This window comes from Rhodocyclaceae bacterium (assembly GCA_020248265.1).
Taxonomy (GTDB): Bacteria; Pseudomonadota; Gammaproteobacteria; order Burkholderiales; family CAIKXV01; genus CAIKXV01.
This window is the reverse complement of the sequence record JADCHX010000032.1, coordinates 1-18,809: the sequence shown is the minus strand read 5'-3', so window position 1 is coordinate 18,809 and position 18,809 is coordinate 1. Positions and strand designations below refer to the sequence as shown.

Here is an 18,809-nt window from a genome sequence, read left to right as displayed (position 1 = left end):
GACCGCCCCATGCGCAAGCTCTACATCCGCACCTTCGGCTGCCAGATGAACGAGTACGACTCGGACAAGATGGCCGATATCCTGCACGCCCGCAACGGCCTGGAGCAGGTATCGGACCCCGCCGAGGCCGATGTGATCCTGTTCAATACCTGCTCGGTGCGCGAGAAGGCACAGGAGAAGGTGTTCAACGATCTCGGACGGGTACGCGAACTCAAGGCGGCACGCCCCGGTGTGCTGATCGGCGTCGGCGGCTGCGTGGCCAGCCAGGAAGGCGAGTCGATCATCGGCCGCGCACCCTATGTCGACCTCGTGTTCGGGCCGCAGACCCTGCACCGCCTGCCCGAGATGATCGCGCGGCGACTGTCGAGCGGCCGGCCGCAGGTCGACATCTCGTTTCCCGAGATCGAGAAGTTCGACAACCTGCCGCCGGCGCGTATCGAAGGCGCCTCTGCCTATGTGTCGGTGATGGAAGGCTGCAGCAAGTACTGCAGCTACTGCATTGTTCCCTACACGCGCGGCGAGGAGATTTCGCGTCCGCTCGAAGACGTGCTTGTCGAAGTGGCGGAACTGGCGCAGCGCGGCGTACACGAAATCACCCTGCTCGGGCAGAACGTGAACGCATGGCGCGGCAGCGGTGACGACGCCGACGCCGACTTCGCGGCTCTGCTCGACTGCGTGTGCGAGATCCCGGGCATCGAGCGGATCCGCTACACCACGTCGCACCCGCGCGAGTTCAGCGACCGGCTGGTCGATGCCCATGCCCGACTGCCGAAGCTTGCCGCCCACGTGCACCTGCCGGTGCAGTCCGGCTCAGACCGGGTACTCGCGGCGATGAAACGCGGCTATACCGCCCTCGAGTACAAGTCGATCGTGCGCCGGCTGCGTCGCGCGTGCCCGGATATCTCCATCACATCCGATTTCATCGTCGGTTTTCCCGGAGAGAGCGAGGAAGATTTCATGCACACCCTGAAGCTCGCCGAAACGATGGCGTTCGACGGCAGCTTCTGTTTCGCCTACAGCGCGCGCCCCGGGACACCTGCCGCCGGGATGGCCGACGACGTGCCCGCCGACGTGAAGAACGCACGCGTACGCCGACTGCAGGCGCTGGTCGATGCGACCGCCGCCGCGGTCAGCGAGTCGATGGTCGGCAGCCTGCAGCGCGTGCTGGTGACCGGGCCGTCGCGCCGCGATCCTTCCGAACTCGCGGCCCGCACGTCGAACAACCGGGTAGTGAACTTCGCCGGCGCGGCGCGCCTGATCGGCAGGATCATCGACATCGAGATCACCGAAGCACGCGCGCACACGCTGCGTGGCGTGGTACCGGGCTCGCTGCCGCCGCAGCTGGCAGACGATCCTGCCGGCGCTGCAGCCGGCACCGTACGATGACCGCGCGCAGCCAGGGCCAGGCCCGGCCCAGCACGCTGCAGGTCTCGTTCACGCCGGTCGACAACCCGCGGCTGGCCAACCTGTGCGGCGCGCTCGACGAGAACCTGCGTGCGATCGAGCGCATCCTGTCCGTGAAGATCGCGCGCCGCGGCGCGACCTTCTCGCTCACCGGCGAACTCGACCGCGCGCGCATCGGCCTCTCGGCGCTCAAGCGCTTCTACGCCGGCGCCGATCGCGAGGTGTCGCTGGAAGACGTGCAGCTCGGCCTGGTCGAGGCCGGGCGCCAGGGTGGCACCGAGCCCGGCACGGCGGATGTGCCGGCATCGCCGGCAGCCCCGGCACTGATCACCCGACGGCACGACCTGCACGCGCGCACGCCGGCGCAACAGCAGTACCTCGAACAGATCCGTCAGTTCGACATCACCTTCGGCATCGGTCCGGCGGGCACCGGCAAGACCTACCTCGCGGTGGCGAGCGCGGTCGACGCGATCGAGCGTGACCAGGTCAAGCGCATCGTTCTGGTGAGGCCTGCGGTCGAGGCCGGCGAGCGCCTCGGCTTCCTGCCGGGAGACCTCGCGCAGAAGGTCGACCCGTACCTGCGGCCGCTGTACGACGCGCTCTACGACCTGATGGGGTTCGACAAGGTCGGCCGGCTGTTCGAGCGCAGCGCGATCGAAGTGGCACCGCTTGCCTACATGCGCGGGCGCACGCTCAACCAGTCTTTCATCATTCTCGACGAGGCGCAGAACACCACGCCCGAGCAGATGAAGATGTTCCTCACCCGGATCGGCTTCGGCACGCGGGCGGTGATCACCGGCGACGTCACCCAGATCGACCTGGCGCGCGGCCAGAAGAGTGGCCTGATCGACGCGCGCTCGGTGCTGGCCAGCGTCGAGGGCATCGGCTTCACGTATTTCAGTTCGGCCGACGTGGTCCGCCATCCGATCGTCCAGCGCATCGTCGACGCCTACGAGAAACGTCAGGCCGCCGACGATACGCACTGATCCGGTGCCACCCCCCGTCCACCGCATCGCGGTCCAGAACCCGAGCCGCAGCCGCCGGCTGCCGGATGCCGCACGCATCGAAGGCTGGGCAAGCCATGCGCTCGGCCCCGCCGGCGGGCGTGGCGCGGTGCGTGACGCCGAGGTCACCGTGCGGTTCGTGTCGCGTACCGAGGCCGTTGCCCTGAACGCACGCTTCCGCGGCCGCGACTACGCACCCAATGTACTGGCGTTCCCCTACGATGCCGAGGACGGTGACCCCCGCGTCCACGGGGACATCGCGATCTGTCCGGCGATCGTCGCCCGCGAGGCGCTGGCGCAGCACAAGCCCTTCGACGCACACCTTGCGCACCTGGTGGTACACGGCGTACTTCATCTTCGGGGATACGACCATATCGAGGACCGCGATGCGGCGCGAATGGAGCGACTGGAGTCGAAGCTGGTCGTTGCGCTTGGGTTCGACGACCCCTGGGCTGCGGAACGCCCGCCGCATGCGACAATCCGGGTTGCCATTTCTCCATCCACTGCATGAACGACGACAGTAAACCCGGTTGGCTGACAAGGCTCGGCACGCTTCTGCTGCGCGAGCCGGAAGACCGCGATCAGCTGGTCGAACTGCTGCGCAGCGCCTCCGAGCGCGAGTTGCTCGACGAAGAAGCGCTGGCGATGATCGAAGGCGTGCTCGAGGTCTCGGAACTGGATGCAGGCGGCGTGATGCTGCCGCGCGCGCAGATCGAATTCATCGACATCGGACACGATCCGGCACAGATCATCCGCCAGGTGGTCGCGGCCGGCCATTCGCGCTTCCCGGTGATCGACGGTGGCAAGGACGAGGTGATCGGCATCCTCCATGCAAAGGACCTGCTGCGCTTCTATGCCGAAGGCGAGGGCAACCTGCGCGGGATGCTGCGCCCGGCGGTGTTCGTGCCCGAGGCCAAGCGCCTGAACGTGCTGCTGCGCGACTTCCGCCGCAGCCGCAACCACATGGCGGTGGTGGTGGACGAATACGGCGGTGTCGCCGGGCTGGTGACCATCGAGGACGTGATCGAACAGATCGTCGGCGACATCGAGGACGAGTACGACTTCGATGACGCCGAGGGCGACATCATCGAGGTCGACGGCGTGCGCCGCATCTACCGCGTCAAGGCGGCCACTGCCATCGAAGACCTCAACGAACGCATCGGCTCGTCGTTCGCCACGGAAGACTACGACACGATCGGCGGGCTGGTCGTCAACGCGTTCGGGCGCGTGCCCCGCCGCAACGACCGCATCGAACTGGGCGACTGCGAGTTCCTGGTGCTGCGCGCCGACCGCCGCCGGCTGCACCTGGTGCAGGTGATCCGCACGCCGGTCGTAGAAGGACAGTGAACCCGCGGCTCAAGCGGCAGGCCGCGGTGACGGGTGCGTGCTTCTTCGCAGGCGCGCTGGCCACGCTGGCCTTCGCGCCCTTCCACCTGCACTGGTTCGCGCCGTTTCCGCTCGTCGCCGTGCTCTTTCTCTCGGCGAATGCACCCGGCAGCCGGGCAGCAGCCGCGTGCGGCTTCGCATTCGGGCTGGGCTGTTTCCTGGGCGGGGTGTCATGGGTACATGTGAGCCTCAACGTGTACGGTGCGATGCCGGCGCCGATGGCCGCGATCGCGACGCTGGGCTTCTGCGGCTACCTCGCGCTGTTCCCCGCCCTGTGCTTCTGGCTGCTGTACCGGATCCGCACCGGGGCGGCCTGGCTCGCGGCCTTCCCGGCGCTCTGGGTGCTGACCGAATGGCTGCGCGGCTGGCTGTTGACCGGCTTCGGCTGGCAGGCGATCGGCTATTCGCAGGCAGCAGATGCCAGCCCGCTGGCCGGTTATGCACCGGTCGGTGGCGTACTTGCGGTATCGCTGGCTGTCGCATTCACCGCGGCCGCCCTCTGGTACTGCATGCCCCGGATGCCCGGACGGCCAGACGCGCCAGGCCTGCGCCGGCGCGCAGCGGCACTGCTCGCGGTCGCAGCCACCTGGGGTACCGGCGAACTGCTGTCGCGGATCGAATGGACGAAGCCCGCGGGCACGCCGATCGACGTCGCGCTGCTGCAGGGAAACATCCCGCAGGACATCAAGTGGCAGGAATCGAAGGTAGTCGAGACGCTCGATACCTACTGGCGACTGATCCGCGCGAGCGGCGATGCGCAACTGATCGTGCTGCCCGAGACCGCGCTGCCACTGTTCTCGGACCGCCTGCCGAACGAGTATCTCGCGCGCCTGCTCGACCATGCGCGCGCGCACCGCGGCGACATCCTGCTGGGCATGGTCGAACGGTCGCACGACGGACGCGAGTACTACAACAGCCTGTTCAGCATCGGCACAGCACCGGTGCAGGTGTACCGGAAACAGCACCTGGTGCCGTTCGGCGAGTTCGTGCCGCCGCTGTTCGGCTGGGTGATCCGATGGCTGCATATCCCCATGCAGGACTTCAGCAGCGGCGGCAGCGACCAGCGCCCGATGGACCTGTCCGGCCAGAAGGTCGCGATCAACATCTGCTACGAGGACGCGTTCGGGCGCGAGGTGATCCGCCAGCTGCCCGAGGCGACGATCCTGGTGAACGTGTCCAACACCGCATGGTTCGGCCGCTCGCTGGCCCAGCCGCAGCACCTGCAGATCGCGCGCATGCGCGCGCTGGAGACCGGCCGCCCGATGCTGCGCGCCACCAACACCGGGATGACCGCGGTGATCGACCCGCGCGGGCGCGTGCTGGCCGTGGCCGATCCGTTCAGCGAAGCGGTACTGCGCGCGCGGGTTCAGGGCCATGAAGGAGTGACACCGTTTGTCCGCGTCGGCGACGGCCTCGCGGTCGGACTTGCAATGCTGCTGGCGGTGGCAGCCTTCGGTCTGGCGCGCCGGGCACGCTAGGCGCTGACGTTCAACGTTCGGCGTCCACGGTATCGCCGGCTGCCCGGTCGAGCGCCGGCAGCAGGTCCTGACGGTCGTAGCTTGCCAGCAGGGCGTCGGAGCGCGACACGCGCTTGCCGCGTACCAGGTCGACCAGCACGTCGTTGAGCAGCCGCGACTGCCGGTCCTCGGACCGACGCATGAAGTCGCGCAGCGTGGACAGCCGCGCCGGATCCTCGATCGCGCGCGCCACCTGCGGGCTGTTGATCAGGATCTCGGCGGCCAGCGCAAAGCCGTCGCGCTGCAGCCTCGGCAGCAGCACCTGGCAGACCACGCCGATCAGCACGTTCTTGAGCACATGGCGGGTCTGTGCCTGCTCGTCGGGGTGGAAGAGCGAGACGATCTTGCTGATCACACCGTCGGCCGAACTCGAATGCACGGTCGCCAGCACCAGGTGGCCGGACTCGGCCGCGCGCAGCATCGTGTCGGCGGTATCGCGGTCACGCACCTCGCCCACCATGATCACGTCCGGGCCCTGGCGCAGCGCCTCGCGCAGCCCGTGCGAGAAGCTCGCGGTGTCGACCCCGACTTCGCGCTGGGTGACCACGCCGCGCGGCCTGCGCAGGACGTACTCGATCGGCTCCTCGATCGTGATGATGTGCGGCGGTGCTTCGCGCTGCTCCATGATATGACGCAGCGCGGCGAACAGCGTGGTGGTCTTGCCGGCACCAGTCGCGCCGGTGACGATCACGAGCCCCTTGCCGCTTTCCAGGAGCAGCCGGGGCAGGAACGGCGGCAGCCCGGTGTCCTTCAGGGTCAGCGGGTCGCGCGGGATCCGGCGCATCACCAGTCGCAGGCTCTGGCCGGAATTCGCCCAGTGGACGTTCACCCGCAGGCGCGTCTCGGAGGGCAGTTCGACCGCGCTGTCGATCGACCGGCAACCGGCAAGCGCAGGCTGCCAGCCGGGCAGCACGCGATCGAGGAACTGCTCGATCGCCACTCGCGGCACCGAGCCTTCGTCGCCAAGATCGCGCAGACCCCCCGGCAGCTTCAGCGCGACCGGCGCGCCCTCGACGAGATGGATCTCGCTGAACGGCAGTTCATCGTGCGCCAGGTCGGCGATCAGTTCGAACAGGTCCTTGGCCATCGGGCGATTCCTGTGCGGGCGGATGGGATTGGGCAGTGGGTGAAGCAATCAACAACGACGGCGAAGCTGCAAGCAGGCGCCGCGGACGGCCGAATACCGGCCCGGACAGGTGCAGAGCACCAGCGGCCATGGCCGCGGACACCATCGTGCGATCCGCCAGGCCTGGTACCAGTACCGAGAGACCGCTGGCGCGTGCGCGCGCCAGCAGGTCGGCCAGGCGGTCTCCGGCGAAGGATCGCTCACCGAGCTCGCGCACCAGCGAACGATGCAGCCGCAAGCCGCCGATGCCAGCCTGCGCCAGCGGTTGCACAGGCAGCAGCCCGCGGTAGTCGTCGATACCGACCACGGCTCCGAGTGCAGCCACCTCCGTGGCCGCATCGATCACCAGATAGGCATCCCGGTGCACTGCAGCCTCGGGCAGCAGCAGGCAGGGCACGCCGCCGCCGGCCTCACACAGCGCGGCAACCACGCCGGCGAGCGAATCGAGCCGGCGCAACTGGGCCGGTGCGATGCGAAGCTGCAGCATCTGGGGTACATCCTGCCGGGCGGGCAGTCCCGCGTTGCGGATTGCTGCAGCCAGCCATATGTTGAGCGCATCGGCTGCGACGTCGTCGTCGACGATGTCCGGGAGGTAATCGAGCAGCTCGGCGACCGCGAACAGCGAGCGGAACTCGGCGCGCAGGTGCAGGCCGGCGACCACGCCGGTCGGCGCATCGACGATCGGCTCACCCACCAGCCGGGCACGCCCGGAGGCCACCAGTTCGACCAGCGTCCCGGTCAGGGCATCGCGCCGCTCGTCGATGTCGCGCTCGCGCGCGACACTGCTCACCGGGATGGGCGGACGCCGCGGACGCGGATCTGCCGGGTCGTACACGGCGTCCAGTGCGTCCAGCAGATGCCCGAGTACTGTCCCGTCGGCCGGCATCACGCACCAACCGGCCGCGGGCCCGACCACGAGCCGGCAACGGCTGCCAACCAGCGGGCTTGCGGTCATGGCAGTCAGCCAGTGCTCACACAGCGTCTCGCAGCCTGTGCCATCGCGGACCCAGACGGTGAGTTCGCGCGTGCCGGTGCGCGCTGCAACGGCCTCGACGCCGAGCTGCGCAGCGCTGGCAGCGAGGCGGGCGAGCGCAACGCCCAGCCAGGGATCGACGTCAGCCACGGCCACGATACGAGGCAGTGGCACCGGATGAAGGGCGAATCGGATCAGTCCCGCCGGCCGCATGGCGGAGGGCGCCACGGTAGCTGCATAAAGCGCACTACCCAGACGCCAGAGGTCCGCCGCCTCGACGCTGGCGGTGGCAATGGGCAGGGGTGCCAGCAGCGTCGACGCCGGACGCGCGGCCAGCCGATCGCGCGATAGCTCGCGGTGGAACTCCGCCGCGATGCGTACCGGGCCGGATGGCGGATACGCACGGCGCAGCAGCAGTTCGACTGCAGGTACGTCATCCACAGGCCGGGCCATGCCGCCCTCCGGCACGGCCCAGTGCAGCCGGCATCGCAGCTGCCGTCCCGGGTCGATGCTGCCGGACGTGCCAGCCTCGGCAATGAATCGATCGAGTTCCGCAGGTTCGCGCAAGGCGTCGGCCAGCCGCAGGCCGACCCTGACCCCTTCGTGCAGCCGGTCCGCCCTTCCACCGAGCGACACGATCCGGCCCGCCGTATCGAGGCCGGCCCACCCCAGCAGCGGATCGTGCGGCGCCCCGCCCGCAGTGTCTTCGTTCACGTCAGTTCAATCAACATGGTCTCTATTCTCTCCAGCCACCGCGGTTCGGGCAACGTGGGAAACGACCGGGGGACTCGCGTCCCCCGGCCTTGCTGCACGGACGTGCAACCGATGCAAGCGCTGCGACGGCCGTCATTGCTTCATCGAGCGTTTCCTGCCGGACTCACCGCTCGCGCGGATCCCCAGAGCCTGGCGGACGGCTGCCCGGGCATTCGCGCTCAACCAGCCAGGCCAGCAGCCTGACAATCCAGAAGCACACGATGCCGGCCAGCGCGCGCAACGCCGCAATGCAGCGCCGGCGCCGCGCACTGTCCACCTTCCACAGCCACCACCAGACCCATAGCTGCCGCAACCACCAGCGATCGTGCGGACAAGCATCGTCCCGCCGGCGCCGGTGCGAGTCGTCGAGGCCGCCCATCAGGCCACCTCGTCGCCATCGTCCGCCACAACGGCAGGCTTCAGCCTGACCGCCTCCCGCCGGCGCCGCACACGGCGCATGCGCGCCACCTGCTCGCGGGCATCGACTTCTTCGTTGAGCAGGTGGAACAGCGCCCGACTCAGCTCGCAGTCGATACCGGCCTGCAGCAACGCGATCGCCACCGCATCCTTACGGTCGATCAGCTCCGCGTCACTCGCCTGCCCCAGCCACCGCAGATACGACTCCATGAACCACTGATCCATGCGCCCTCCAGACGAACCGGGGACGCACGGATCCCCCGCCGGGGACGTGAACGTCCCCGAGGGGTGAACACCGCGCGACCGGATCGGCACCGGACAGCAGCCGGCATCGACGAGACAACGCGGTTTTCGCGCGGAATGCGCGAGGCACCAGGGGCAATCCCCGGTGGCGAGCGAGGCCAATCCCCGCATACGCAGCGCTCAGGTTAGGCGCTGCGGGGCTGGCAGTCTCAGGCGGGAAACGGCCGATGGCGAGCGATAGTCGGAACCCGCGCTGGCGACAATGGCGGTCGGCACACCGCCAGCCGCGCCCGGCTCAGAAATGCTTGCGCAGGTCCATCCCGGTGTACAGCGACGCGACCTGTTCGGCATAACCGTTGAACATCAGCGTCTCGCGCTTGAGGAACTCGCCGATGCGCCGCTCGCGCGCCTGGCTCCAGCGCGGGTGGTCGACCTTGGGATTCACGTTCGAGTAGAAGCCGTACTCGTTCGGTGCAGAGCGCATCCAGGCAGTGGTCGGCATCTTCTCCACGAAGCGGATACGCACGATCGACTTGCCGCTCTTGAAGCCGTACTTCCACGGTACCACCAGCCGCACCGGCGCGCCGTTCGGGTTGGGCAGCAGTTCGCCGTACAGCCCGAGCCCGAGCAGCGTCAGCGGGTGCATCGCCTCGTCGATGCGCAGGCCTTCGACATAGGGCCACTGCAGCACCGGATCCTTCTGTCCGGGCATCTGTTTCGGATCGTGCAGCGTATGGAACTCGACGAACTTCGCGTTCGCGGTCGGCTCGACCTGCCTGATCAGCTCCGACAGGGAGTAGCCGGCCCAAGGCACGATCATCGACCATGCCTCGACGCAGCGCAGCCGGTAGATACGTTCCTCGACCGGGGCAAGCTTCAGCAGGTCGTCGATGCCGAAGGTGCGGGGCTTGCGTACTTCGCCGTCCACCTCGACCGTCCACGGCCGGGTACGGAAATTCTTCGAGTTGCGCAGAGGATCGGACTTGTCGGTGCCGAACTCGTAGAAGTTCGTGTAGGAGGTGATCTGCTCGTAGGTGTTGAGCGGATCCTTCACCGTGTAGGCAGCCGGCGCCGGACGCAACCCGGCGATCTTCTCGCGCGCCTGCGCATGGGCTTCGCCCGGCAGCGTACCGCTGCCAGCCAGCGCCAGCGCACCGGCGGCGCCGAACAGGAACTGGCGGCGGTCCTCGTACACCGATCGGGGGGTGATCTCTGACGGGCGAATATCGTCGGGGCGCTTGATCAGCATGGGAGTCTCCGGGGGACGCTCTGCGAGAGGGACACCCCATTCTACGGGATGGTTACCCGCGCACGAGCGTTCCCGCACGGCAGCGCCTGGAGGCCGTCCGCGGTCAGGGACGAGCGAGGGTCCAGGCCTTGTCGAAGGCGTCGCCGGTGCGGTCGCCGGGCTTCTTGTCCTTGATCCAGGCGTACAGCGGCCTGCCCTTGTAGGCCCACTGCAGGCTGCCGTCGTCGCGCGTGATGATCGTGTAGTCGCCGGCTGCGCGATTCGATGCGGTCGCGACCAGCGGCAGCCAGTTCCGGGCGCAAACGGCCACGCACACGCTCTTGCCGTCGGCGTCCTTGTCGTAGGTGTACAGACTCATGCCGCGCGAATCGACCAGCGCGTCATTGCTCACCCTGGCGGGCGCGGCGCTGCCGGGCGTGGCGCAACCAGTCAGGGTAGCGACAAGCGCCGCGACGGCGACGGCGCATATCGCGGTGCGGGCGTACAGACTGGGCGCGGTGGCGGTTCCGTTCATCGCTTGCGGCTCCGGGAGGTATGGGTCAGACCAGGAACAGCGTCGCCAGTCCGAGAAAGATGAAGAAACCACCGCTGTCGGTCAGCGCCGTGATCAGCACCGACGAGCCCACCGCCGGGTCGCGCTGGAGCCAGCGCCGGCCGAGCGGGATCAGCACGCCGGCCAGGGCGGCCAGCAGCAGGTTGAGCGTCATCGCCGCCATCATCACCAGCGACAGTTCGACGTTGCGGTAGAACACCCATGCGACCAGGCCGACGATGCTGCCCCAGACCAGGCCGTTGATCAGCGCGATCGTGATCTCCTTCACGAACAGCTTGCGCGCACCGTCGCGGCTTATCTGCCCGAGCGCGAGCGCGCGCACGATCATCGTGATGGTCTGGTTTCCTGCATTGCCACCGATGCCAGCCACGATCGGCATCAGTGCAGCGAGCGCGACCAGCTTCTCGATCGATCCCTCGAAGGCGCCGATCACGCGCGAGGCAATGAATGCCGTCACCAGGTTGATCGCCAGCCAGGTCCAGCGGTTCTTCAGGCTGTCCCAGACCGGGGCGAAGATGTCCTCCTCCTCGCGCAGGCCGCTCGCCTTCAGCTTCTCGGCCTCGGACGCCTCGCGGATGTAATCGACCACCACGTCGACGGTCAGCCGGCCGAGCACTTCCCCGTGATCGTCGACCACCGGTGCGGAGATCAGATCGTAGCGTTCGAACGCAGTCGCCGCGTCTCGCGCATCGTCGTCCGGATGGAAGCTGACCACGTTACGGTCGACCAGCGTCGAGACTTCGATCTCCGGCTCATTCACCAGCAGCTTCTTCAGGGGCAGCACGCCGCGCAGCAGGCCCTTGCGATCGACCACGAACAGCTTGTCGGTGTTGCTCGGCAGCTCGTCGAGGCGGCGCAGGTAGCGCAGCACGACCTCGATCGTCACGTCCTCGCGGATGGTGACCATCTCGAAGTCCATCAGCCCGCCGATGCTGTCCTCGGGATAGGACAGCGCCTCGCGCAACTGCTCGCGCTCTTCCGCCGACAGCGACTTGAACAGGTCGGCGATGACCTCGTCCGGCAGGTCGGGGGCAAGGTCGGCGATCTCGTCGGTGTCGAGCTGCTCGGTCGCGGCCACCAGTTCGCCGCGGTCCATGTCCGCGATCAGCGTTTCCCGGACCGCGTCGGACACCTCGAGCAGGATCTCGCCGTCGCGATCGGCCTTGACCAGCTGCCAGACGCGCAGGCGCTCGTCGAGCGGCAGTGCCTCGAGGATCAGTGCGACGTCTGCCGGGTGCAGCGCATCGAGGCGCGACTGCAGCTCGGCCTCATTCTGCTTGTGCACCAGCGAATCGACCAGGGGCTGTCGATCGGTCAGGCCGCCGCTGCGCCCCTCCCCCTCGCGATGCGCCAGCGACTCGACCACGCGCTGGCGCCGCAGGAGATCCATGATCTCCTGCAGGGACTCCTGCACGCTGCGCGGTTCGTCGACATCGGGCATGGCATCGGCTCGCGGCCCAGTTCAATGGTGGCGCGATTGTATGCGCCTGAGCGCAACATGGCGCCCCGATGTTCAGGGTCTGACCCCGGGGTCTGACCCCGGGGTCAGACCCCAAGGTTCAGGGCAATGCGTTGGCCTGGCCTGTCGGACCTGTTACGGACGATGAATGGTGCTGCCGGTATCTGCGGAGAAGACGCGTTCTTCCTGCTGGCACTCGCTGCGAGCGCGAACGATTCTCCACCCATGGCCAGACGCCACCGACTCTACCTTCCTTCGACGCCTCAGCATGTCGTCAAGCGAGGCAACAACCGGGCACCGTGCTTCAGGTCCGCCGACGACCATCGTCACTTCCTGCGCTGGCTGACAGAGGCTGCGATCCGCTGCGAGTGCCTGGTCCACTCCTACGTCCTGATGACCAATCATGTCCACCTTCTGGTGACCGGAAGCGCGGCAGAGTCCATCCCGAGCATGATGCAGTCGCTCGGGACGCGCTTTGCGCGCTATGTCAACTGGCGGTATGGACGCAGCGGGACGCTATGGGAAGGGCGGTATCACGCGAGCCTGATCGATACCGAAACGTATCTTCTCAGGTGCATGCGGTACATCGAAGCGAATCCCGTACGGGCCTCGATGGTCGACTCGCCAGGCGCATATCCATGGTCGAGTTTTCGCTGCAACGCACTCGGTGTTCCGGATGAACTGATCACCCCACACGCCGTCTACCAGGGTCTTGGGGATCGTCGCGAGACGCGCCTTTCCGCCTACACGCGTCTGTTCGAACAACCGCTGTCGGCAGACGAACTCGCGTGCATTCGTGATGCCACGCAGGGCGGGCTGCCTGCCGGAAGCGACGCCTTCCGGCAGGACGTGGCGAGCCGTCTGGGAATAGAGGTCATGCCACACATCCGCACGCTCCCATTCGCTCAGGCTCCGAGGACGAAGCATGGTAATGCAAAAGACACTGGGGTCTGACCCCGGGGTCAGACCCGGGTTTTCAGGGGACGACGGCGCGCGGCATGCGGGACTGGATGATCTCGGTGTAGCGGGCGAGCCAGCGCGAGCCGCGGTTACGGTCGTAGAAGCGCGGGTTGGGGACCATCGCGGCAAGGCGGGCGGCCTGCGCGGGTGTCAGTTGGGAGGCCGAGACACCGAAGTAGTGGCGGGCGGCGGCTTCGGCGCCGAATACGCCGTTGCCCCATTCGATCACGTTCAGGTAGATCTCGAGGATGCGGCGCTTGTCCATCGTCTGCTCGAGCATCAGCGTGATGGCCGCCTCCTGCACCTTGCGCGTCCGCGTGCGGGCGTCGGACAGAAACAGGTTCTTGGCCAGTTGCTGGCTGATCGTCGAGCCGCCGCGCACCACCCGCCCCTGCTTGCGGTTCTGTTCGAGCGCCTTCTGGATCGCCTCCCAGTCGAAGCCCTCGTGATCGACGAACTTGTCGTCCTCGGCGACGATGATCGCCCGCTTGAGGTGGATCGAAATGCGGTCGTACGGCACCCACTGCTGCCGCAACCGGGCCTTCTCGTCCTTCTGCTGCAGCTGGTCGAGCCGCATGCGCATGAACGACGTCTCGACCGGGTTCTGGTACTTCCAGTAGACGACATGACCGAACAACCAGAGCTGCCAGGCCAGCAGCGCGCCCAGCGCGAGCAGCAGCAGTCGGGAGATCCAGCGGAAAAGCGTGCGCATGGACAGGAGCGGCGGGGGGCGACGCCGGGGTCAGCCGGCCAAACGGCTGCCGCGCCAGGGCTGACCCATGCTCGTGAGCAACGCCTGGGTGCCGGGGCGCACGCCTCGCCAGAGGAAAAAGGATTCGGCGGCCTGCTCGAGCAGCATGCCGATGCCGTCTGCGATGCGCGCGCCGCTGCGCGCCGCCTCGGCAAGGAACGCACTCGGCTCGGTCGAATACATCATGTCGTAGCACAGCCCGCCCGGTACCAGCCGCGCCCGCCCGGTCGACGGCGCATCAGCGCCGAGGCTCGCCGAAGTGGCATTGACGATCAGGTCGAACTCGTCTTCGATCGTATCCAGCCCCCCGCCGGACACTACCGATCCAGGCTGCCGTGCGGCCAGCGCCTCGGCGCGCGCAGCCGTCCGGTTGGCCACATGCAGCCGCCGGACCCCGGCGTCGAGCAGCGGCAGCACGACCCCGGCCGCGGCGCCGCCGGCCCCGAGCATCAGCACGCGGGCGCCCGCGAGCGGCTGGCCGAGGTTGACCTCGATGTCGCGCACCAGTCCGATCCCGTCGGTGTTGTCGCCGAACACGCTGCCGTCGGCCTCGAAGCGCAGCGTGTTCACCGCCTCGGCCGACGCGGCGCGCGCGCTGCAGGCATCGGCCAGCTGCCAGGCCTCGCGCTTGAACGGCAGCGTGACATTGGCTCCGCGGCCGCCTTCGCCTCGGAACGCGTCCACCGCGGCACGGAATGCGTCCAGCGGCGCAAGGATGCGTTCGTAGACCATGTCCTGCCCGGTCTCGCGCGCGAAGGCGGCGTGGATCGCCGGCGAGCGGCTGTGCGCAACCGGGTTTCCGAAGACGGCGTAACGGTCGGTCATCGCACGTGCCGCCTCACTGTCCCTGGAACTGCTCTGCGGTGGTGAAGCTCCAGGTGCGCGTGATCGCCAGGATGTCGGTGTCCTTCGAGATATCCGCCGGAAACGCGGCGAACGGCGCGGCCAGTTCGACGATGCGGATGGCCGCCTGGTCGAGCAGCTTGAAGCCGGAGGAGCGGTTGATCTCGATGCTGTACACCGTGCCGTCGCGGCGCACCGAGACGGTCAGCTGCAGCGTACCGTAGAGCCTCTGCCGGCGGGCTTCGTCCGGATAGTTCAGGTTGCCGACCCGCTCGATCTTCGATCGCCAGTCCTCGACATAGCGCGCGAACCGGTACTCGGCTGCGCGCGCGCCGACGAAGGCCTTGCGCGGCCGCTCCTGGTAGGCGCTGAACTCCTTCGACAGCTCCGCGCGCAGCCGTGCCATCTCGAGGCTGCGCGCCGCGAGGTCGGCCGAGCTCTGGGCAGGCACCGGCTGCGACTGCGGCAGCGGTTGCGGTCCCGGGTTCGGCTCCCGGCTGTCGATCGGCACCGCCGACTTGATCCGGGCCATCACGCGCTGGGTTTCCGCCTCGAGCTGCTCCACCCGCGCGCGCGCGGCGGCAGCGGGGTCGGGTACGTCGACACCGGTCGCGGATTGCGGCAACGGGGTCTTCAACCGACGCGACGCATCGGTATTGCCGCCACCGTCGAGGTTCGACTGCGCGCGCACATCGGCCTTGACGGGCGCCTTGACGGTGCGTGCGTTGACCAGCACCACCTCGAGCGCTGCCGGCGCAGCGGCACGATCGGTGCTGCCGGGCAGCGTGAAGCGCGCCGCGAGCAGCATCGCATGCAGGAGCACCGAGGCGATCACCGCGAGCATCAGCGTACGATTGGCCGGTGCCACGTACGAGAACGGTGGCGCGAGGAACAGCGCCGCGGGCGCCGGATAGCGGTTGGGCAACCGGATCAGCGAAGCCACGGCATCGGCTGCGAAAGCGGGCAGGTCACCATGGCAAGGATTCTAGGCGAGCCGCCCTGGGCTGTCATGCCCTGTCGACCCGGTGCCCGCAGCACCGGGGCGACCGGACGCCGGCCACTGCGCATGGTCACGCCAGCGCTTCCCCGAACGTCAGGTCGAGCAGAAGGTCATACAGATCGATGCGTTCGACGGCCAGCCGTACCCGCGTACCCGCCGGCAGCTCCGGCACAGACGGCACGCGGGCGACCACCGGCACGCCGGACAGGCGGATCAGGTTGTCGCGGATCACCTCGCCGTCGATCGAGGCCAGTGCCTGCTGCTGGATCCAGACCAGCGACCAGTAACGCTCGAGCGTACGCTGCGCCTCGGCATAGGCTTCATAGGCCAGCTCGAACGACCGCATCGCGGCCAGCATCGACTCGCTGCCAGGCGGATACGGCGCCGGCTCGCTGCGTATCCAGCTCGCGATCTGCCGCTGGTTGATCAGGTCGACCATACGACGCAGCGGCGAACTGGCCCAGGTGTAATGGGCGACACCCAGCCCCTGGTGCGGCGACGGAACGGTGGTCATGAACACCTTGCCGCCGGACTGCGCGCGGTAGATCGCAGGCACCTGCGCCCGCGCCAGTTCCCCACCCCACTGGCTGTTGGCGAAGATCATCATTTCCGCAACCAGCGTGTCGAGCGGAGCGCCGCGCGCACGCGGCCGCAGCGTGATCCGGTCGCCCTCGACGATGAACGTGTACTCGACCCGGCCACTGCCGGTCTCCGCCTGCTTGCCGCGCATGGCCTGCAGCTTCTGCGCGAAGCCCCAAAGCGTCCACAGTTCGCGCCCGCAGGCATGGTCGAGGCGCGGATCGGGCAACGCAGCGGCGGCGGCCAGCGCCTCGGCGGTGAAGCAGGGCTCCAGGTGCTCCAGGCGGAGGTTGTCCGCGATCCGCACCGATTCGACTGCAGAGCGCGTCGAGCGCACGGTGAAATCGGCATCCACGTCGACATACAGCGATACCGCAGGCACGGTGCGCCCCTCGGCCAGGGTGAACCGCTCGACCAGCGCGTCGGGCAGCATCGTGATCTTGCGCCCGGGGAAGTAGGCGGTCGACAGACGGGACAGGGCCACCTCGTCCAGCGTCGAGCCGGCCGCGATACCCAGCGATGGCGCGGCGATATGGATGCCGATGCGCCAGCCGCTGCCGAGCGGCTGCACGGAGAACGCATCGTCGATCTCGGTGGTGGTGGTGTCGTCGATCGAGAAGGCTGCCACCGCCGCAGTCTCGAGCGCCGGCAGCGGCGCGAGCAGCGTATCGAGCATGCCCGCGCCTGCACCATCCACGGCGAAGCCGGTACCGGCGCGGAAGTGCTCGAACAGAAAACGACCGTAATGGAAGTCGTGCGCCGAGGCGATCGCCCCGCAGTGCTGCATCAGGTGCGGCACGCTGGATCCGGACGCAGCGCATGCGGCCTCGACCGCCTTCCAGGCTATCGTCTGCTTCTCGGGGGCGTAGAGCAGCGTCGGCACCATCGGGCGCATCGCCTCGGGCAACTCGCCGGCCACCAGCGCCGCGGTCCACTGCGCCTGCTGCTCCGCCTCGCGCTTGCGGCGCTCGACGCCGGCCAGCGCAGCCTTCAGCGATTCGGCGGGCGCTCGCTTGTACAGGCCCTTGCCTCGCTTGTAGAAGTACATCGGGCTCGCATGCAGACGCACCAGCATGGCCGCGCGCTCGACCGGCGACGCAGACTTGCCGGTGGCCACGCCGAAGTATTCGCGAGCCGCGTCGTCGAACCCGAACTCCTCGGCGGTGATCGCCTCCCAGAGAAAATCCGGGTCGAGCGTATCGGCGAGCACCCTTGCGTCGTCGACCAGCGCCTTCGGTGCCGGCACCTCGAAGCGGAACAGCACGTTGGACGCCTTCACCTTCGAGCGCTTGCCATGCGGCGCTTCGACCTGCAGCGAGGTGGTGTTGTCGGCCAGCACGCTGCCAGCCCGCAACTCGCCTTCTTCCTCGTAAAAAACGTTCATCAGGGCCGCAGTCGGTGAAGCGCGCATGAAGGGCGCATTGCAAACTTACGGCAGCGGGCAGGCAAAGCTGCCCGGACGGACGCGCAGTGCGTCCATGCGCCGGGCGCGCAGTATACCGGAGCGGTCTGCTTCCAAACCCCGGACGACCAGGCCGCGGCCAGCCGCGTTCAGCCGGCGCGCGAACGCGGGCGCCGGGCACGCGCCATCGGATCCGGCGGCGCCAGCATGCCGGCAAAGCGCAGCACGTCGTCGATATGGTCGGTGAAGCTCGAGAAGCCATGGTCGCCGCCCTCGACGACCACCTGCCGCGCGCCGGCGTACCTGGCGACGGCCTGGCGCCAGTCGAGCACCTCGTCGCCGGTCTCGACCAGCAGCAGGTAGCGTTCGGGACGGGTGACCGGATCGACCTCGAGCGCCGCGAGTTCCTCGATGTGGGCAGGCGTCAACGTCCAGCGTTCGCCGGAATGCAGGTTGGCCTGCTCGCCGACGAACGGCGCCAGCAGTACATGCGGCTGCACCGCCGGGTTCACCAGCACTGCCTTCGCGCCATGCTTCTCCGCCAGATGGGTCGCATAGAAGCCGCCGAGCGAGCTACCGATGAAGGTCACGCCCGAGGCTTCGGCCGGCAGCAGGATGTCGATGGCCGCAATCGCCTCCTTCGGCGAGTGCGGCAGCGCGGGGCAGGCCAGCTGGTCGAGCAGGTCGAGGTCGGCCATCCGCGCCTCGACCAGGCGGGCCTTCAGCGACTGCGGTGAACTGTTGAATCCGTGCAGGTAGACGATCATTTCCGATGCCGTTGCGAGACACCCGCGGGAGGATACGCGCTCGCGCCGCGGCCCGCCTGGCATAGAATCTGCATCCGCTCTGGACACGCCAGCACGCCTTTTCAGGGAAGCCATGAGCATACCGATCCACAGGGGCGTCCACCTCGCCGCCCCGCTCGAACAGTACATGCAGGTGTGGATGCTGGGCACTGGCAGCCCTTCGCTGTCCGTGGCACGCCATGGCATCTCGACGCTGGTGAAGGCGAACGGCCGCTGGCTGCTGTTCGATACCGGTCGCGCCACGCTGCAGCGCATGTACGAGTGCGGCATCCCCGTTCCGGAGGTGACCGACATCTTCTACACGCACCTGCACTCCGATCATGTCTGCGGGTTGCCCGACCTGTGGATGACCGGCTGGTTCGTCCTGCACCGCCGCCGGCCGTT

The 18,809-nt window shown here is 68.1% G+C and carries 18 protein-coding genes and 1 pseudogene; 7 read left to right on the top strand and 12 right to left on the bottom strand.

The window, feature by feature from the left end; translation table 11 throughout:
- Window positions 1-9 precede the first annotated feature (9 nt).
- Genes miaB through lnt form a run of 5 tightly spaced genes read left to right on the top strand, consistent with a single transcriptional unit; the run spans window position 10 to window position 5,272 of the window.
- On the top strand, window positions 10-1,386 hold the full coding sequence (gene miaB, locus ING98_21130) for a tRNA (N6-isopentenyl adenosine(37)-C2)-methylthiotransferase MiaB (GenBank protein MCA3104377.1): 1,377 nt from the start codon (window positions 10-12) through the stop codon (window positions 1,384-1,386).
- Window positions 1,383-2,390: a PhoH family protein gene (locus ING98_21125; protein ID MCA3104376.1), complete on the top strand. Its 1,008-nt coding sequence runs from the start codon at window positions 1,383-1,385 to the stop codon at window positions 2,388-2,390. The genes miaB and ING98_21125 overlap by 4 nt, the downstream gene beginning before the upstream one ends.
- Window positions 2,391-2,415: 25 nt before the next feature.
- The gene (gene ybeY, locus ING98_21120; protein MCA3104375.1) at window positions 2,416-2,919 is read left to right on the top strand and encodes an rRNA maturation RNase YbeY; all 504 of its coding nucleotides are present in this window, start codon (window positions 2,416-2,418) and stop codon (window positions 2,917-2,919) included.
- Complete coding sequence (locus ING98_21115; GenBank protein ID MCA3104374.1) at window positions 2,916-3,755, top strand: CBS domain-containing protein; 840 nt, start codon at window positions 2,916-2,918, stop codon at window positions 3,753-3,755. Before ybeY ends, ING98_21115 begins: the two co-directional genes overlap by 4 nt.
- A 26-nt stretch (window positions 3,756-3,781) precedes the next feature.
- Complete coding sequence (gene lnt, locus ING98_21110; protein ID MCA3104373.1) at window positions 3,782-5,272, top strand: apolipoprotein N-acyltransferase; 1,491 nt, start codon at window positions 3,782-3,784, stop codon at window positions 5,270-5,272.
- A gap of 10 nt (window positions 5,273-5,282) precedes the next feature.
- On the opposite strand, the gene tadA is transcribed toward lnt, so the two are convergent.
- The 7 genes from tadA to mgtE form a co-directional block, all read right to left on the bottom strand.
- Complete coding sequence (gene tadA, locus ING98_21105) at window positions 5,283-6,398, bottom strand: Flp pilus assembly complex ATPase component TadA (GenBank protein ID MCA3104372.1); 1,116 nt, start codon at window positions 6,396-6,398, stop codon at window positions 5,283-5,285.
- The gene (locus ING98_21100) at window positions 6,352-8,124 is read right to left on the bottom strand and encodes an EAL domain-containing protein (protein MCA3104371.1); all 1,773 of its coding nucleotides are present in this window, start codon (window positions 8,122-8,124) and stop codon (window positions 6,352-6,354) included. Before ING98_21100 ends, tadA begins: the two co-directional genes overlap by 47 nt.
- Window positions 8,125-8,287: 163 nt before the next feature.
- A complete protein-coding gene (locus ING98_21095) occupies window positions 8,288-8,542 on the bottom strand; it encodes a hypothetical protein (protein MCA3104370.1) in 255 nt (84 codons plus the stop codon).
- Window positions 8,542-8,805: a hypothetical protein gene (locus ING98_21090; GenBank protein ID MCA3104369.1), complete on the bottom strand. Its 264-nt coding sequence runs from the start codon at window positions 8,803-8,805 to the stop codon at window positions 8,542-8,544. The genes ING98_21095 and ING98_21090 overlap by 1 nt, the downstream gene beginning before the upstream one ends.
- 313 nt (window positions 8,806-9,118) lie before the next feature.
- Window positions 9,119-10,072, bottom strand: coding sequence for a protein-methionine-sulfoxide reductase catalytic subunit MsrP (gene msrP / locus ING98_21085; GenBank protein ID MCA3104368.1), 954 nt, complete (start codon window positions 10,070-10,072; stop codon window positions 9,119-9,121).
- A gap of 103 nt (window positions 10,073-10,175) precedes the next feature.
- Complete coding sequence (locus ING98_21080; protein ID MCA3104367.1) at window positions 10,176-10,586, bottom strand: hypothetical protein; 411 nt, start codon at window positions 10,584-10,586, stop codon at window positions 10,176-10,178.
- A 25-nt stretch (window positions 10,587-10,611) separates the two neighbouring features.
- Window positions 10,612-12,066: a magnesium transporter gene (gene mgtE / locus ING98_21075; protein MCA3104366.1), complete on the bottom strand. Its 1,455-nt coding sequence runs from the start codon at window positions 12,064-12,066 to the stop codon at window positions 10,612-10,614.
- 243 nt (window positions 12,067-12,309) lie between these two features.
- Between mgtE and ING98_21070 the strand changes: the two are divergent.
- Window positions 12,310-12,951, top strand: a pseudogene (locus ING98_21070) (transposase).
- Between the two features lie 109 nt (window positions 12,952-13,060).
- Here ING98_21070 and mtgA read toward each other — a convergent pair.
- From mtgA to ING98_21045, 5 genes are all read right to left on the bottom strand, one after another.
- On the bottom strand, window positions 13,061-13,756 hold the full coding sequence (gene mtgA / locus ING98_21065; protein ID MCA3104365.1) for a monofunctional biosynthetic peptidoglycan transglycosylase: 696 nt from the start codon (window positions 13,754-13,756) through the stop codon (window positions 13,061-13,063).
- Between the two features lie 30 nt (window positions 13,757-13,786).
- Window positions 13,787-14,620 carry a shikimate dehydrogenase gene (gene aroE, locus ING98_21060; GenBank protein MCA3104364.1) on the bottom strand — a complete coding sequence of 278 codons (834 nt, stop codon included), beginning with the start codon at window positions 14,618-14,620 and terminating at the stop codon, window positions 13,787-13,789.
- 13 nt (window positions 14,621-14,633) lie between these two features.
- Complete coding sequence (locus ING98_21055; GenBank protein MCA3104363.1) at window positions 14,634-15,482, bottom strand: energy transducer TonB; 849 nt, start codon at window positions 15,480-15,482, stop codon at window positions 14,634-14,636.
- Window positions 15,483-15,708: 226 nt separating this feature from the next.
- Entirely contained in the window at window positions 15,709-17,601 is a 1,893-nt protein-coding gene (locus ING98_21050; protein MCA3104362.1) for an RNB domain-containing ribonuclease, read from the bottom strand.
- Between the two features lie 167 nt (window positions 17,602-17,768).
- Window positions 17,769-18,386 (bottom strand): esterase, encoded by a 618-nt coding sequence (locus ING98_21045; protein MCA3104361.1) that lies wholly within the window; start codon window positions 18,384-18,386, stop codon window positions 17,769-17,771.
- 112 nt (window positions 18,387-18,498) lie between these two features.
- Between ING98_21045 and ING98_21040 the strand changes: the two genes are divergently transcribed.
- Window positions 18,499-18,809: MBL fold metallo-hydrolase (locus ING98_21040; GenBank protein MCA3104360.1), on the top strand; the 311-nt coding region annotated here is incomplete at its 3' end.